12 protein-coding genes are annotated in these 16045 nt (G+C 72.4%); 3 read left to right on the top strand and 9 right to left on the bottom strand.

Features of this window, described 5'->3' with window-relative positions:
• Window positions 1–300: 300 nt before the first annotated feature.
• Entirely contained in the window at window positions 301–1761 is a 1461-nt protein-coding gene (locus tag ACFVU3_RS02805; RefSeq protein ID WP_390063074.1) for a catalase, read from the top strand.
• A gap of 98 nt (window positions 1762–1859) precedes the next feature.
• Here the strand turns inward: ACFVU3_RS02805 and ACFVU3_RS02800 are convergent, their stop codons facing one another.
• Window positions 1860–2672, bottom strand: a complete 813-nt coding sequence (locus ACFVU3_RS02800) for an SDR family oxidoreductase (RefSeq protein WP_390063072.1) — start codon at window positions 2670–2672, stop codon at window positions 1860–1862.
• Between the two features lie 377 nt (window positions 2673–3049).
• On the opposite strand from ACFVU3_RS02800, the gene ACFVU3_RS02795 reads away from it, so the two are divergent.
• A complete protein-coding gene (locus tag ACFVU3_RS02795; protein ID WP_390063071.1) occupies window positions 3050–3838 on the top strand; it encodes an enoyl-CoA hydratase-related protein in 789 nt (262 codons plus the stop codon).
• On the opposite strand, the gene ACFVU3_RS02790 is transcribed toward ACFVU3_RS02795, so the two are convergent.
• The 4 genes from ACFVU3_RS02790 to ACFVU3_RS02775 are packed head-to-tail and all read right to left on the bottom strand — an operon-like array spanning window position 3825 to window position 8499.
• Window positions 3825–4493, bottom strand: a complete 669-nt coding sequence (locus ACFVU3_RS02790) for a TetR/AcrR family transcriptional regulator (protein WP_390063069.1) — start codon at window positions 4491–4493, stop codon at window positions 3825–3827. The genes ACFVU3_RS02795 and ACFVU3_RS02790 overlap by 14 nt on opposite strands.
• 47 nt (window positions 4494–4540) lie before the next feature.
• A complete protein-coding gene (locus tag ACFVU3_RS02785; RefSeq protein WP_390063068.1) occupies window positions 4541–4810 on the bottom strand; it encodes a hypothetical protein in 270 nt (89 codons plus the stop codon).
• A gap of 22 nt (window positions 4811–4832) precedes the next feature.
• On the bottom strand, window positions 4833–6491 hold the full coding sequence (locus ACFVU3_RS02780) for a S8 family serine peptidase (RefSeq protein ID WP_390063067.1): 1659 nt from the start codon (window positions 6489–6491) through the stop codon (window positions 4833–4835).
• 52 nt (window positions 6492–6543) lie between these two features.
• Window positions 6544–8499 carry a hypothetical protein gene (locus ACFVU3_RS02775; RefSeq protein WP_390063066.1) on the bottom strand — a complete coding sequence of 652 codons (1956 nt, stop codon included), beginning with the start codon at window positions 8497–8499 and terminating at the stop codon, window positions 6544–6546.
• 102 nt (window positions 8500–8601) lie between these two features.
• Here ACFVU3_RS02775 and ACFVU3_RS02770 point away from each other — a divergent pair, with 102 nt between their 5' ends.
• Window positions 8602–9315 carry a TetR/AcrR family transcriptional regulator gene (locus ACFVU3_RS02770; protein ID WP_390063065.1) on the top strand — a complete coding sequence of 238 codons (714 nt, stop codon included), beginning with the start codon at window positions 8602–8604 and terminating at the stop codon, window positions 9313–9315.
• A gap of 13 nt (window positions 9316–9328) precedes the next feature.
• Here the strand turns inward: ACFVU3_RS02770 and ACFVU3_RS02765 are convergent, their stop codons facing one another.
• From ACFVU3_RS02765 to puuE, 4 genes are all read right to left on the bottom strand, one after another.
• Window positions 9329–11173: a hypothetical protein gene (locus ACFVU3_RS02765; protein ID WP_390063063.1), complete on the bottom strand. Its 1845-nt coding sequence runs from the start codon at window positions 11171–11173 to the stop codon at window positions 9329–9331.
• 16 nt (window positions 11174–11189) lie between these two features.
• Window positions 11190–12737 (bottom strand): patatin-like phospholipase family protein, encoded by a 1548-nt coding sequence (locus ACFVU3_RS02760; protein ID WP_390063061.1) that lies wholly within the window; start codon window positions 12735–12737, stop codon window positions 11190–11192.
• Window positions 12738–12746: 9 nt separating this feature from the next.
• Complete coding sequence (locus tag ACFVU3_RS02755; protein ID WP_390063059.1) at window positions 12747–14411, bottom strand: GMC oxidoreductase; 1665 nt, start codon at window positions 14409–14411, stop codon at window positions 12747–12749.
• Between the two features lie 491 nt (window positions 14412–14902).
• On the bottom strand, window positions 14903–15808 hold the full coding sequence (puuE, locus tag ACFVU3_RS02750) for an allantoinase PuuE (protein WP_390063057.1): 906 nt from the start codon (window positions 15806–15808) through the stop codon (window positions 14903–14905).
• Window positions 15809–16045: the final 237 nt, after the last annotated feature.

Below are 16045 nucleotides of genomic sequence, written 5' to 3'. Positions count from 1 at the left end.
CCCTGGGGGGGCCCTGTGGGCGTGCGCGCGGTGGGGGGGTGGGCCGGGCGGGGGGTGGCGGGCCCCCCCCCACGCCCGGCCGGGTGCGCCACGGCCGCCGGCGGCCGGGTGCTCCCGGACGCCGGGGCTTTTGCGCGGGCGGGAGAGAGCCCGACGACGTGCCTGCGCGCGTCGGCACACGGCCGCGCCCCGGTGGTGGCTTCCGGGGAGTGGCCTCAGGCTGGGACGCGTAGGTGCGGGGCGGACGGGACGCTCGTGCGAGGGCCGCACCGTCGAGAACGAGGAAAGGCAGCACGACCGATGACCGACAGCCGACCCGCCACCACGACCGACTCCGGTGCCCCGGTGGAGAGCGACGAACATTCGCTCACCGTCGGCCCGGGCGGTCCGATCCTGATGCAGGACGCCTATCTGATCGAGCAGATGGCGCAGTTCAACCGCGAACGGATCCCCGAGCGCCAGCCGCACGCCAAGGGCAGTGGCGCGTTCGGCCACTTCGAGGTCACCCACGACGTGAGCGGCTACACCAAGGCGGCGCTGTTCCAGCCCGGCGCCAGGACAGACCTGCTGGTCCGGTTCTCCACGGTCGCCGGTGAGCGGGGCAGCCCGGACACCTGGCGCGACCCGCGCGGCTTCGCGGTGAAGTTCTACACCGGCGAGGGCAACTACGACATGGTCGGCAACAACACGCCGGTGTTCTTCGTGAAGGACCCGATGAAGTTCCAGCACTTCATCCGGTCCCAGAAGCGCCGCGCGGACAACAACCTGCGCGACCACGACATGCAGTGGGACTTCTGGACCCTCTCCCCGGAGTCCGCCCACCAGGTCACCTGGCTGATGGGGGACCGGGGCATCCCGCGTTCCTGGCGCCACATGAACGGCTACACGTCCCACACCTACATGTGGATCAACGCGTCCGGCGAGCGGTTCTGGGTGAAGTACCACTTCAAGACCGACCAGGGCATCGAGTTCTTCACCCAGGACGAGGCCGACCGGATGGCGGCCGCCGACACCGACCACCACGTGCGGGACCTCTTCGAGCACATCCGTGACGGCGACTTCCCGAGCTGGACGCTGCACGTGCAGGTCATGCCGTACGAGGAGGCCGCCGGGTACCGGTTCAACCCCTTCGACCTCACCAAGGTGTGGCCCCACGGCGACTACCCGCTCCTCCCCGTCGGCCGCATGACGCTCGACCGCAACCCCACCGACAACCACGCCGAGATCGAGCAGGCCGCGTTCCAGCCCAACAACTTCGTGCCGGGCATCGGACCGAGCCCCGACCGGATGCTGCTGGCCCGTCTGTTCTCGTACGCGGACGCCCACCGCCACCGCATCGGCGCCAACTACCAGCAGCTCCCCGTGAACGCGCCCGTCGTCGACGTCCACACGTATTCGAAGGACGGGGCGATGGCGTACCGGAAGACCACCGATCCGGTCTACGCCCCGAACTCCAAGGGCGGGCCCGCCGCCGACACCGACCGCTACGGGACGCCGCCCGGCTGGGTGGCGGACGGTGAGATCACCCGGTCGGCCTACGTCTCCCACCCCGAGGACGACGACTGGGGCCAGGCAGGCACCCTCGTGCGCGAGGTCCTCGACGACGAGGCCCGCGACCGTCTGGTCGACAACGTGGTGGGCCACCTGCTCGACGGCGTCACGGAGCCGGTCCTGGAGCGCGCCTTCGCCTACTGGACGAACATCGACCCGACCATCGGCGAGCGCATCGCCAAGGCCGTACGGGCCGAGGCCGACGCGTAGGACCCACGCCGCCGATCAGGGAACCCCGCGCACGACGCGGGACAGGGCCGGACGCGACGGTCGGGCCGGAGCCGGGAGACGGCTCCGGCCCGCGCCGCTCACCGGGGGAGCGAGGCGAGGAGGCGGCCGGCCTCCTCGATCCCCCGGACGCTCTCGAACGACCCGCCGCCGTCGCACGGGATCACCGCCCCGGAGATGTAGGCGGCGGCCGAGGACGCCAGGAACATCGCCAGATCGGCGATCTCCTCCTTCGTTCCGAACCGGCCCAGCGGAACGGTCCCGGCCGACCTCTCGCCCTGCGGGTCGTCTCCCGGGGACAGCCGCGTCAGACCCTCCGTACCGGCGATCGGGCCCGGCGCGATCGCGTTCACCCGGATGCCCGCGCCGCCCCACTCCATCGCGAGCACGCGGGTCAGCTGGTCCACTCCCGCCTTCGCCGCGCACACATGGGCCTGGTAGCGCACGGGGATCACCGCCTGCGGCGCGGTGATGTTGATGACCGAGGCGCCCGGAGCGAGGTGCTCGAACCCGGCCCGCATGACGTGGAACGTGCCGTTGAGGTCGATGTCCACCACGACCCCGAAGCCGTTCGCCGACAGGTCCTTCGCCTCGGCGAGGAAGTTGCCCGCCGCTCCGGAGACCAGGACGTCGACGGGCCCGAACTCCGAGCGCACCGAACGGAAGACCTCTTCGACCGCCCCCATGTCCCGTACGTCGGCCACGAACCCGCGCACGGGGTTCCCGTGTGCGGCGAGCCGTCTGACGGCCGCGTCGACGTTGACCTTCTTCCTGCTGGCCACCGCCACGCTCGCGCCCCGGGCGGCGAACGCCTCGGCGATGGCCAGGTTGATGCCGGAGGTGCCCCCGAAGACCACCGCCGTCCTGCCGCTGAAATCGAACCGGATGTCCATGCGCGTTGCTCCTCGGGTGTCCGACGTGGTCGACCGCTCCGCTCGGGGCGAGCCGGAGCTGCGATGACGGCAGCGTCAAGGAACTCGACAAAATAGTCAAGTATCGAGTCAGGGATCAGGGAGATGCGTGCCCAATGGGTCTACTGATCCTGCGGAACGCGCTGTATGTGACGCCCATCTCTCTGACAAAAAAGTCAGATGAAGTTCCGTGTGGAGTGTTCACGGGGAACGTCGCAGGTGGGGTGCGTGGGGCCGGGGGCGTCGCGGCCCTGGAGGCGCGAGGGGGTGCGCGGAGGGTGCGCCGTCTCCTCTTGCCCGATTGTGCAACGAGTTGCACAATCGCTGCCGTCCCCCGGCCTCCCAGGAACGGACCCCCCATGACGAACCGCCCCGCCGTCACCGCCTCCACGCACGACGGCGTCCTGACGATCCGGATCGACCGGCCGGCCCGCATGAACAGCCTGGACGCGCACGCCCGCACCGGGCTCCTGGACGCCCTGCGGACGGCGACCGGCGACCCCGGCGTCCGCGCCGTGGTCCTCACCGGAACAGGACGGGCCTTCTGCGTCGGCCAGGACCTCCGGGAAGCGCGGGCCGTGGACGGCTCCGAGGCCATGGCCGACGCCGTGCGCGCGCACTACAACCCGCTGGTCCGCACCCTGCTGACGATGCCCAAACCCGTCGTCGCGGCCGTCGGCGGGGTCGCCGCCGGTGCGGGCATGGCGCTGGCACTGGCGTGCGACGTCCGGATCGCCGCCACCTCCGCGGCCTTCACCACCGCCTTCGCCGGGATCGGCCTGTCCTGCGACACCGGCATCTCCTGGACGCTGCCCCGCATCGCCGGCCGGGCGACGGCGCTCGACCTGCTGCTGCGCCCCCGCCTCCTCGGCGCGGCGGAAGCGCTCTCCCTGGGGCTCGTGCACGAGGTCGCCGCCGACGGGGAGTTCGACGCCACCGTGCGGCGGGCCGCCGCCGCGCTGGCCGCCGGCCCGACGCGTGCCTACGCCGCCATGAAGGAGGCCGTGACCTTCGCCTCCGGAGCGACGCTCGACGCCGCGCTGGAGTACGAGGCGACCCGGATCGCGCACACCGGAGCCTCGGAGGACCACCGCCTCGGGATGGACGCCTTCCTCGCGAAGCGCACACCCGTCTTCACGGGGCGCTGACCCCGCGGGCGGCCCACGCCGCGTCAGGAGCGCCCCGCAGACCGATGGCCGACGCCCACAGGCGCGACAGGTGGTCGACGACCGTGTCCTCGTCGAACGGTTCCTCCAGGGAGGAGTGCGCGTGGGCGACCTGTTCGACCATCGACCCCAGCGCCAGGGCGGTCAGCCTCGGGTTCAGGTCCGGGTTCGCGAGGCCCGCGTCCTGGAGCCGCTTCAGGCCCTTGGCGGCACGGCCGACGTAGAACTCCCGGATCTCCAGGACGATCTGCTGCAGGCCCTCGTCCGCCGAGGCTCCCTGGTCCACGAGCCGCAGCACCTTCGACGCCCTGTCCCAGGCCCGGAGGTACAGCCGGTTCGACTCCACGAGCCGCTCGTAGGGGTCGTCCGTCATGTCCGGCGGGGCCAGGCTCGCGGCCAGCATCTCGCCCGCGACCGACCGGACGACGTGGTGCAGGAGATCGTCCCGGGACTCGAAGTACGTGTAGAACGTGCCGTACGAGACGCCGGCCGCCTGCGCCACCGCTTCGGGGCTGAAGGCGGACCGGCCCTGCCGCTCCAGGATCTCCCGGCCGGCGAGGACCAGGGCGTCACGGGTGCGCCGGCCACGCGTCGTGGTCGGCGGCGTCGGGGCCGGCTTGGTCCGCTGTCGTCCCATGCCGCCATCATCGCACTCCGGCGAGGACGGCCGGGTGCGTCTGTGCGTCAGAGCGGGCGGCGGCTCGCCGACAGGGTCAGGGAGCGCACCCACGGCTCGTGGGAGAGCTCCTCGACCCCGCGGCGCGAGAGCGTGCCGCTGACGACGGTCCGGTCCGCGGTCCCGGCGTCCACTCCCGCGCCGCGGAGCACCTCGCGCTGCGCCTCCGTGGGTGCCAGCTCCAGGACCACGGTCACCAGGAGGTTCCTGGCCTCGGGGCCGTCGGCGCCGGCGTCCACGGCGGCGGAGAGGGAGGGATCGAGCTTGGCGTAGTCCATGGCCCGATTCTGCCCCGGCGGGTCACAGACGGGAGGCGTCGACGAGCCCGTGTCCCCACTTGGGGTCGAAGGCGCCCGGTGCGGCGCCGGGGACCGCCGCGGCGGCCGTCAGGAACGAACGGATCTTGTCGGGATCGGCGCTCGGGTCGCCCTCCAGGAGCAGCGCGGTGAGTCCCGCGACGAAGGGGCAGGCCATGCTCGTGCCCTGGAGCGCCAGGTGACGGTCGTCGAGCATGAAGGCCCGGCGCATTCCGACGGCGTCGCGGGAGAGGGCGGAGACGATCATCGCTCCCGGGGCCGTGACGTCGGGCTTGGGCATCCCGTCCCGGCGCGGTCCTTCACTGCTGAAGCCCGCGATGTCGTCCGCGACCAGCCAGGTGGCCAGGTGCTGCGTGCCGTCGATGTCCCGCCACTCGGTGCGGGTCGTGGACGCGGCCACGGTGATCGCCGACGTCGCCGCGCCCGGCGAGCCGATCTTGAGCGCGTCCTGCACGGCCGGTCCGCTGAACTGCGGCGCGGGCTGTGCCTCCTGCCGGCCCAGGATCCACACGTCCGCCCGGCAGCTCTGGCCGCCGACGTCCGCCCCGCGCAGGACGAGCCGCCACCGTGCCCCGGCGACCGGGACGGGCGCGGTGGGCTCCACGGTCACGAAGAAGTTGTGGTCCCCGTTGGCCGGATCGGGGCCGGGCGTGACGATCTGCACGACGCCGTCCGCCAGTTCGTACGCGCGGACCGGCGAGCCGGCCGTCAGGACGGGCTGGAAGTCGGTCGAGTCGCCGGACGGCGACGCGACGGCCACCTCCAGCCGGTCCCCGCCCGCGTACCAGCCGTTCAGCCAGAACAGGTCGGGGAAGCCGCCGACCCGCCCCGGGTGGCAGGGCACGGAGAGCGTGGCGCCCTGGGCCACCGCGAGCCGCGCGTGGATGTCGTCCTCGCCCTCGTTGCCGGCGGCGCAGCACACGATCCTGCCGGGGCCGCTCTCCTCCTCGATGGCGAGGGACATGACGTCCGTGCCGTCGTGCGGGTCGGCGTGGCCGCCCAGGCTGAGGTTGACGACCGCCGGCAGGTCGAACTCGTCGGCCAGCCGGAACACGTACTGGATGCCGTCGATGATGTGGGCGTCCTGGAAGTCGGTCTTGACCGCGACGATCCGGGCCCCGGGGGCGACCCCCTCGGTGCCGGCCGCGATCCCCGCGACATGGGTGCCGTGGCCGTCGACGTCCCGGGACAGCGCGTTCCCGCCCGCCGCGAGGCCGGTGAACTCGGCCCCGTACCGGCCCTCGGGGACCCCGGTGCCGCCGGCCAGCGTCTGGTCCCAGATGCGCTCGACCCGCCCGGAGAAGTCCGGGTGGCCCAGGAAGATGCCGGTGTCGACCACGCCGACGAGCACGCCGTCCCCGGTCCGGTCGAGACGGGTGCGGAACTCGGGCACGCCGACCTTCGTCAGGGCCAGGTCCAGACACGGCCGCAGCTGCGAGGCCGGCACGATCCGGCGGACGCCCGGCTGCGCGGCCAGTTCCTCCAGCGCGTCGAGGGGGACGATGCCCGTACGGATCGACCGTCCGCCCTCGTTGATCTCGGTGTCGCCCGTGCCGACGGGCGGGGCGTCGGGGTCGCACTCCACCGAGACGACGACCCGTACCGGCTTGGCGCGCTGCTCGACGGAGACGAGCCCCATCATGCCCGCGGGCCTCCTCAGCGGCGCGCGGCGGCGCCCTTCCTGCACGTAGCGCTCATACGCGGCGGCCAACGATGGCGCCAACTTCTCCACGGTCATGACCGTTTCCTCCTCGTGCGTCGTTCCCCACCTGGATGTCGTTGTCGGTCTGTCGTCTCAGGGCCCATTCCTGGAACTCCGGGTGGCTCCACAGGCGCCGGATGTCCGGGTCGCCCGCCAGGCAGACGAACCAGTCGTCCAGGAGCTCGGCGTTCCGCACCGACGCCGTGAGGTGTTCGAGGGCCAGGACCGCGGCCTGTTCCGTACGCACCGCCCAGCCGGGATCGCCGTCCCCGGGAGGCGGGCCGATCAGCCGGGCGTAGAAGCAGGCGGCGTTGTACTGGACGAGCCCCGCGATCTGGATCCGGCCCTGGGTCTCGCCGTCGCTGGCGGGGCGGGCGGAGGAGGCCCGGTACCTGCGGCTCTTCCTCTTGGCGCGGGCGCACGCGGCGAGGAGCCGGCGCTCGCTCTCCGCGAAGTCGCTGCCGTCCGTCCGGAGCTGCGCCAGGGAGGGCACGCGCGCCTCCTTGTCGAACCTGTCGTGCAGGCCCCGCGACAGGATCGCGGCGTCGACGGCCGCCTGGGTCTGGGCGCGCATGATCCCCCTCGGGCGGACCAGCTCGTGGGAGAGCCCTCGGGTCTCGATCGCGCACCAGGCCCTGATCAGCGGGAGCAGGGACATGCGCGCGCGCAGGGACGTGAGCACGCGGAGGGAGACGCCGAGGAAGTGCTCCCGCGCCGCCGGCCTGCTCACCTCCCGGCCCGGCCGGCACGCCGCCGCGAGGCCCGCCCCGGTCAGGGCCCGGTCCAGGCGCTTCCGCCACGCCGCGTCGTCCAGCCAGGTGTCCAGCCACTCGTCGACCAGGTCCAGGACGACGCCGGCGCGGTAGCGGGGCTGTGCCATCAACGGGTACGCCGCGATGAGCTCCAGGTAGATCTCCAGGGCCTGGAGGTACCCCTCGGGCGTGCCCTCCTTGAGCAGGGCCAGTTCGGAGCGGGCCAGCCCGTTGGCCGGGTCCAGGTTCACCGCGGCGCTGAACTCCCGCTCGGCGCGGTGCTTCCTGCCGCCGTTGCGCAGCAGATCGACGCCGTCCCGGTAGTGCCGCAGCCCGCGGCCGTTCTTGGCGCGCCACTTGGTCCAGCGGGGGATCCCCACGGTGCTCGCGACGGCCAGCTGCGCCACCGTGTACGCGGCCTTGTACACCGCCTCCTCCTCGCGTCGCGCCCAGTAGGTGTCCTGGAGGACGCTGCGGTGCGTGGACTTCTCGGTCATGTTCACGGTCACGCCGTACCCCGGGCCGGAGCGCTGGACGTGGCCGGTCAGCCGCCAGCCGCGCTGCGGGAACGCCGCGTGCCAGGCCAGGGCGAGCAGCTTGGTGAACAGGTCGCCGTCCTTGGGCTTGGCCTCGTAGAGCACGGTGGGGAGGCTCAGGACCGGCTCGCCTCCGGGCAGGGGCGGCGGGGTCTGCACCTGGGTGGCGAGGATGGTGCGCATCTTCGCGGTGCACGTCGCCGCGTGGCGTCCCGTCGAGCCCGGGCTGTCGCCGTCGCTCTGCGGATTGGCGTAGAGCAGGTCCTCCACCTCGATGGCGATGGGGCCGACGCGGGCGTTGCGGATCTCCAGGAGCCGCACGAACCCGACGAGCAGCGCGCCGAGGACGACCCAGGTGACGAAGCCCGGGGAGAACGGGTACGACAGGTTCTCCTGCGGGCCGAAGCAGAACAGTCCGTGTTCCATCACGCAGCCCGCGGTGACGCCGATCCCGTCGACGACGGAGACGTCGATGGTTCTGCTCGCGGACGAGGACACCGACGCCAGGGACACCTTCACGGCGAGCGCGCTCCATGTGACGAGGACCACCAGGAGCAACAGCCGGTTGGTCCACCGGGACACGACGGGCGCGGCCAGGAACAGCACGGCACCGGAGAGCAGGACGATCCAGAGGAAGAGGGGCAGCCACCAGGCGTCCATGACAGGACCACCACCCTACGTATGTGACATATGCGTACTCCATACGTTTATGTCGTATATGCTGCTCCCACAGGGGGCGAGTCGTCAAGGGTGGTCCTGATCATGAGCGACGAACCGTCGGCACCGCGCCGGGAGCGGCTGACCCGCGAGCGCGTGCTGCGCACGGCCCTCGCGGTGGCGGACGCCGAGGGCCTGGCCGCGCTGAGCATGCGACGGGTGGCCGTGGAGCTCGGCGTGGAGACCATGGCGCTCTACCGGTACACCGAGAGCAAGGACGATCTGCTCGACGGACTCGTCGAGACCCTCTTCCTGGAAGTGGAGGAGCGGCTGTCGAGGACCTCACCCCCGGACGCCGGCGGGGCGACCGAACAGCCCCCGGAGCTGCGGGACGCCCTGCACGGCATCGCCCGCGAGCTGTACCGGGTCGCCGTGGAGCACCCGAACGTCATCTCCCTGTGCGCGAGCCGCCCCCTGACGGTCCCTCTGGCCCGCCGGCCCCAGGCGGTGCTGCGCGTCCACGAACGCCTGCTGGCGCTGCTGCGGGAAGCCGGCCTGGAGGAAGGAGCGGCACTGCGGGTGTACCGGGCCTTCATCTCCTGGGTGCTCGGCTACATCGTGATCGACCTGCGCGCGGTGGTCGACGATCCCGACGAACCCGACCCCGCCTTCCGGCTCGGCCTGCACCGCCTCCCGGCCCGTGACTTCCCCATGCTCCGCGCGTACGGCCCCGCCCTCGCCGAGCGCGGCGGCGAGGAACAGCTCACCGCGGGCCTCGACGCGCTGCTCACCGCTCTGGGCCCCGGCGCGGGCCGCTGAGGCCCGGTCGCGGTCACCCCTGACCGTGCCGCGCGATCACGACGGGATCCTCGATGAGCCGCACGGTCGGCGCCGGGTCGGGAACGGGGTGCTTCCACGTCCCCTCGTCGTCCGTGACCTCGCCCAACGTCCAGTTCCGGCAGGTCCCGTGGAGTGCCAGCGGGTAGAGGGTGAGCGTGCCGTCCCGCGCGAGGTGCATCCGGAGGAAGCCCTTGCGGTCGTCGATGGACTGCCCGGACATCTGCCAGTCGGCGACCGTGCCCCGGTTCGTCCACAGCACCCACAGGGCGAAGACCTCGGATCCGAGCGACGCGCCCAGCACGGCGGCGACGACCAGCATGACCCCCAGGAACACCAACCCGTTCCACGAGGAGGGAAGCGACCGGGTGACGGCGACGGTGACGCCCAGGGCCACGGCGGCGACCGCCGCCTGGAACAGTCCGGCCACGACCGGACCGGACGGCACCCTGGGGCGCCGCAGGCGCAACAGCGCCCGGAGCAGCAGGAGCACGAAGGGCAGGAGGAAGAGGGCGGCACCCGCGAGGAGCAGCCCGAACACGTCGTCGAGACCGGCGCTCCGCAGCGCCCCGACCGGACTCTGCCGCCCCTCGGCCAGCGCGAACGCGCCGCCCGCGAGGAGGGCGAGCACCACCTGCACCGCCGCGGCCAGGAGGGCGAATCCGGGGTTGCGCCGCGGGAGCCAGTACCGTGACCACGGCTTGGCGATCGCGCGGGCGAGCGAGCGGGACTCCGCCGCGTCCGGGTAGGTGTGCTGGGCGAGGGCGAACGCCGTCGGCGGACGGTCCTTCCTCTGCATGCGCGAGGTGGACGGCGGCAGGGGCAGGGCCCTCGGCAGCCTGTGCGTGGACGAGAGGAAGGCCCCGCCCAGACCGCACGTCACCAGCTGGCGCCTCCGGGGGTCCGGGGGCAGGTCGTCGTCGGCCCCGGCCCCGGCCGCGTCCCCGGGCAGCAGCTCCGCGTAGCGGGCGTAGTGGTGCTTGTCGCCGGTCAGCCACAACCGGATCGACGCCCCCGTCTCCTCGCGCCTCCCGGTCGTCCGGTCGAGGCGGGTCCGCACGATGTGGTGGTCGAACCAGTGCAGGGAGTTGAACGCGTCGGGCCGCTCGTCGCTCTTCACCCAGGTGGGCTCGGCAGAGCAGACGATCACGCTGTCGCCGGGCCGCAGCCGCTGCGAGAGGTGGGTCTCGAAGTAGCGCCGCTGCGGATCGTCGAAATAGCTGCCGAGCTGGCTGTCGAGTCCGACGAGCCACCAGCGCTGCGGCAGTCCCACGGCGAAGTAGCTCCGGGTCTGCCCGGTCCGCCACCCGCCGATCGCGCTCCCCTGGGCGAACATCCGCAGGAACGCGGTGAGTCCGTCGTACCAGTCGTGGTTGCCCGGCAGCGCGACCATCAGCGGCCGGTCCTCCGCCGACGGGAGCGCCGCGCGGTAGGGCCCCTTCATCCGGTCCTCGTACGCGGTCGCCGAGGCCACCGGGTACACCTGGTCCCCGCCGAGGACGAGCAGCGCACCACGGGGGAGCGCGCCGGGCCCTTCGACGGTCAGCCGGTCCGCCCCCAGGGCGGAGGCCACCGAGGCCGTCGCCTCGAACCCGTCGCCGAGGTCCGCGACGAAGTCGATCCAGATCTCCTCGGCGCGGGGATCCGACAGCGGCGCCCGCAGCAGACCGGCCTCCAGCGCGCCCTGGATCTCCCGCTTGTCCGAGTAGCCGGCGAAGACGGCGGCCAGGCCGACCTTCACCGCCGTCCGCGCCAGCTCCTTCGGCGCGAGCCAGCGCACCGGCTCCTGGGGGGTGAACCGGAGCTCCTCCGCGCGTCTGCGCAGCTCCCGGAAGTCCATGGCGGTTCCTCCTCGGTCACAGCGGGGACCAGGGCAGGACGTTCTGCGCGTACACGTCCCACAGCTTGCCGGCGAAGAACTGCCCGAAGCGTCTCAGGGTGGTCACCCGGCCGGACAGCGTCGGTGCCTCGGCCCGGAAGGTGGTGAGCTGCTTCAGGAAGTCGGCGGGCCGGATGCGTACGGTTCCGGCGGCCACCGACTCGGCTCCGGCCTCCTCGCCTGCGCCGACGTGCCCCCGGAGGACGCGCGTGTAGAGGACGGACGTGTCCTTCCAGATCCCCCGGCGGGAGTCCTCGCCGACGTCCTTGTGGCCGCTGAGGGTGAGCCGGTGCCCGGCCCGGTCGGTGAAGAAGAGGCGGTAGAGCATCCGCAGGTGCTGCGGGCCGGAGTGCTCCACGAACAGCTGGAAGGTGCCGTGCTCGACCGGAAGACGTCCGCCCAGCTCCTGGCAGACGACCTCCCCGCGCAGCTCCGCCTCGTGCTCCGGGCCGGAGAGGAAGCGGTCCATGCCCCGGATGTCCACGGTCACGTGCAGGGCGAGGTCGGCGGCGGCTCCGCCCGCCGTCGAGGCCACGTTCCGGGGGTCGTCCTCCCCGAAGACGACACGGCCGACCATGCGTTCGGTGAAGCGCATGCGGGTCGGGTCGTCGGGGAGGTCCGGCGGCTCACCGGCCTTCCAGGGGATCCCCTGGTCCGTGCACCAGCGGCGCGCGTGGTGGACGCCGAGTTCCACGGCCTGGGCGAACCGGTCCCGGCTGAAGTTGATGAGGTAGTTGAGGGGGACCTCGCCGCTCAGCAGCCGGACCTCGATCGGGCGCCCGAACTCGCCCTCCTTCCCGTCGCGGATGGCCGCGTTGTTGGTCTCGATCCGGCGCAGCCAGTGCTGGAGGCCGCCGTTGGCCGTCGTCTCGATGATGTGGAAGTAGTTGGCCACGAAGCCGTTGCGCCAGCGGTGCCTCCGGCTGACCGTCCAGATGATCCACAGCTCGTCGCAGCCCCGCCGGATCGCCTCCTCGACGTTCGCGTCGGTCAGATAGACGGGATCGATGTACGTCTGCCCGTCGATGACGACCGGAGGGAACCACATGGGCAGCGCCACCCCGGCGCAGAACCGGTCCTCGTCCATGCGATCGGCGGTCACCGGCTCCAGTGCGTTGGCGCTGAAGTTGTAGAGGTTGAAGGTGGCTTCGCGGTCGGTGGCCCGGATCCGCTCCCAGTCCAGCCCCCATTCCGGGAAGACGTGGCGCCGGTAGCCGTCCAGCGTGAAGAGGGAACGGGCATAGGGCCCCTTCGGCAGCTCGCGCCAGTTCGGGGTGACGCCCTTCAGCGGGGAGAGCGTGCGCCAGTTGTCCGCGATCTCGCGCCCGGACATCCCCTGGCAGTACATCGCGAGGTTGAAGACGCCGCCACTGGCTCCGTCGGCGTGGTCGAAGGTCAGCCCGGCCTCGTCGAGCAGGACCTGGAGGACACCGGCCTGGTAGGCCACCTTCAGGCCGCCGCCGGCGAGGAGGAGGGATCTGCGCGGGGATCCGCCGCGGGGCGCGGTGCCCTGTCCTGTCGTCATGAGGGGCCCTCAGCGTTCTTCGAGGATGCGGGTGGCCGACCGGTCGGCCAGCGCCGCGATGGTGAGCGAGGGGTTCGGGCCGACGGGGCCGGGCAGCACCGAGCCGTCGGCGACCGACAGTCCCGGGTACCCGTACACGCGGCCGAAGGGGTCCACCACGCCTTCGCGGGGAGTGCGCCCCATCGGAGCGCCGCCCACCGGATGCACGGTGATGAGTCGGTTGAGCAGCCACAGGGGGTTCGCGGCGTAGCACCCGCCGAGACTCCGGGACACCCGCTCCATGGTCTCGTTCATCTGGTCGAAGTACGCGTCGGACGCGGCCAGTCGCCAGTCGAGGTCGAGGTGTCCGTCGCGGAGGAACATCCGGCCGTTGGGGACGTCCCTCCCCATGCCGAGCAGAGGCAGGGACGTCGCGGTGAACAGGCCCTTGCCCATGGCGTCGCCCAGCTGGCGTCCCACCCGGCTGCGGGCGGTCCCGGTCAGCCGCGACCACGCCCGGCGCAGCAGGAACCTTCCGACCCGGTTGGACAGGGTGACGACGTTGTGCTCGACGAGCCAGTCGAGGAACGCGGGGTACCCGGCGTCCTCGATGTAGAACCCCCGGTCCCTCTCGCCGCTCCCCTTGCGGTCCACCCGCATCGCACTGGTGATGACCGGCCCGAAGCTCGGTTCCATCAGCCGCGGCACCGTCTCCTCCGGCCGGTCCCGACCGTCCTCCCGGGCTTTGAGCACCAGGCCGAGGAAGTCCCCGTTCCCGGAGAAGCGCGTGCCCAGCGCCGGGCCGATCGCCGGGAAGGCGCTGCGGTTCCGCATCAGCAGGTACGTGGTGCCGAGCGTGCCGGCGGAGAGGACCAGCCGCCGGGCCCGGAGGGTCCGCCGTACGGGAGGAGCCGGCGGATCCTCGTCCCCGTCGGCGCGGTGCTCGATGTACGTGACCTCGAACCCCTCGCGGACCGGTTCGAACGAGCGCACCTCGCAGAGGGTCCGGATGTCCGCGCCGAGCCGCTGCGCGGCGCTGAGATAGGTGAAGTCCAGACTGTTCTTGCTGCCGAAATTGCAGCCCAGGTCGCACTCGCCGACGAGCCTGCACGCATAGCGCGGGCTGTGGTGCAGATTGTCCTCGCCGCCGTCGAGCGGCGCGCCGGGCACCGGGGGATCCCCGAAGGAGACGGCCAGCAACGGGAGTTCCCACGGCAGCCCCAGCCGCTCGGCCGCCCGGCGCATGGCGAGCGTCTTGGGCGTGCTCCGGTAGGGCTCCACGTCGAAGGGGTACCTCCGCGCGCCCAGCATGGTCTCGACGGATCCGTAGTGCGGATCGAGGTCCTCGCGGGTGACGGGCCAGTTCTCGTAGCCGCCGTCGAACGACTCGTGGACGAACCAGCTCTCCGGCTTGCGGATCAGCACGTTCGCGTAGATCAACGACCCGCCGCCGAGCCCGCTGGACACGAGCGCGTCCATCGTGGAGAAACTCCACATGTCGTACATCCCGTACAGCCCGGAATCCGGATCCCAGAAGTTCTTCGCCGCCTCGTGGGGACTGCGGGGGAAGGACCCGGGAGGGAACGGCTTCCCTCTCTCGACGACACACACCCGGAGCCCGGCGTCGGCCAGGCGATACGCCGTCACGGACCCGCCGAAGCCCGACCCGACGACGACGGCATCGAAAACGTCCACGCTCGCCACCTCTGGAAGTCGGAGCCGTCACAGCTCCCTTGACTCCCCCTCGCCGGCGGCCGGCACCCGCACGACCTCCCTCCATGGTTCACCCGGGTGTGGTGAAGCGCATGTCGGAACGGCGGTCGTCCCTGGTCAGACCACAGGCCGCGCACACCGCCGGCAGGGCGGAGCCGACTCGCACGGGGCGGCGGGGCGTGGCCATAATGGAACGAGGAAGGGCAGCGGTCCGCGGTCGCGGCCGCCGCAGAACGACGCGATGCCGCGGCAGGCCGTCCGCTACGAGGACCTCGCCCTCGAACCCAGTGGTAAGTCAGGTCCGGGACGCCATGCCCGAACACGGTCACCTCCTCCCCCCTGCGTGCCGTCGTCCAGGACCGGCACGGCAGCCACGGCTCCCGCGAACACCACACCGATCGCCAGGGCGGGCAGGGCCCGGCCGGCGAACGACCGCAAGACAGTGACCGAGCATCACATCGCTCCCCGCGCCCCTACGGCGGAGGGTGCGCGGCCAGCCAGTGCCGGGCGATCTGCTCGCGCGTGGCGCACCACGCCCCACCACGCCGGGCCACGTGCCGGAGGAAGGCGTCGAGCGCCCGGATCCGGCCCGGCCGGCCGATGATGCGGCCGTGCAGCCCGACGCTCATCATGCGGGGCCGTTCCGCGCCCTCGGCGTGCAGCGTGTCGAACGTGTCCACCAGGTACGCGAGCATGTCGTCCGCCGTCGTGAACCCGTGGACGAGCAGGAACTTGAAGTCGTTCGCGTCCAGGCTGTACGGCACCACGAGGTGCGGGCGGCCCGCCGCCTCGACGTAGAACGGCAGGTCGTCCGCGTAGTCGTCGGAGTCGTAGAGGAATCCGCCCTCCTCCGCGACCAGCCGCCGCGTCGCCGGGCTCGTCCGGCCCGTGTACCAGCCCACCGGCCGCCGCCCCACCAGCTTCCGGATCGTCGCCACCGTCCGCGCGACATCGGCACGCTCGACGTCCTCGGGGACCTCGCGGTGGTCGATCCAGCGCCAGCCGTGGCCGGCCACCTCCCAGCCGGCCGAGGCCATGGCCCGCGCCGCCTCCGGATTGCGCTCCAGCGCCTGGCCGACGGCGTGGACGGTGAGCGGCGTCCCGTGGGCGAGGAGCGTCCGGTGCACGCGCCAGAACCCCGCCCGAGACCCGTACGCGAACATCGACTCGGCGTTCAGGTCACGACCGCCGGTCACCGGCGGCGCCCCCACGACCTCGTGCAGGAACGCCTCCGAAGCGGGGTCGCCGTCGAGGACGCAGTGCTCGCCGCCCTCCTCGTAGTTGAGGACGAGACTGACCGCGACACGGGCGCCGCCGGGCCAGGCGGCCCGGGGCGGCTCGGCGCCGTAGCCGACGAGATCGCGCGGGTGCTCGGACACGCGCGGCACGCTACCCGCACCACGGCCGCCTCCCGCGCGACGCGCTGCGCCACCGCACGGAACCCACGCGCACGGCCGCGCCCGGTCACCCCCTCCCCGCCTGCCGCCCCCGGTGCGGACGAGGCGGGGCGAGCCGCCCCGCGTAGGTCTCATTGAGGAGACCGCGCCACCGCGCGTAGCACCTGAGACGGACACCGCGCCCCCATCGAGACGGAGATCGTCCCCGAAGCGGAACCC

Origin of the sequence: Streptomyces sp. NPDC058052 (genome assembly GCF_042885515.1) — a bacterium.
In the GTDB taxonomy this organism is placed as follows: Bacteria; Actinomycetota; Actinomycetes; order Streptomycetales; family Streptomycetaceae; genus Streptomyces.
The sequence above is the reverse complement of the archived record's forward strand: the minus strand, read 5'-3'. Positions and strand labels throughout refer to the sequence as shown.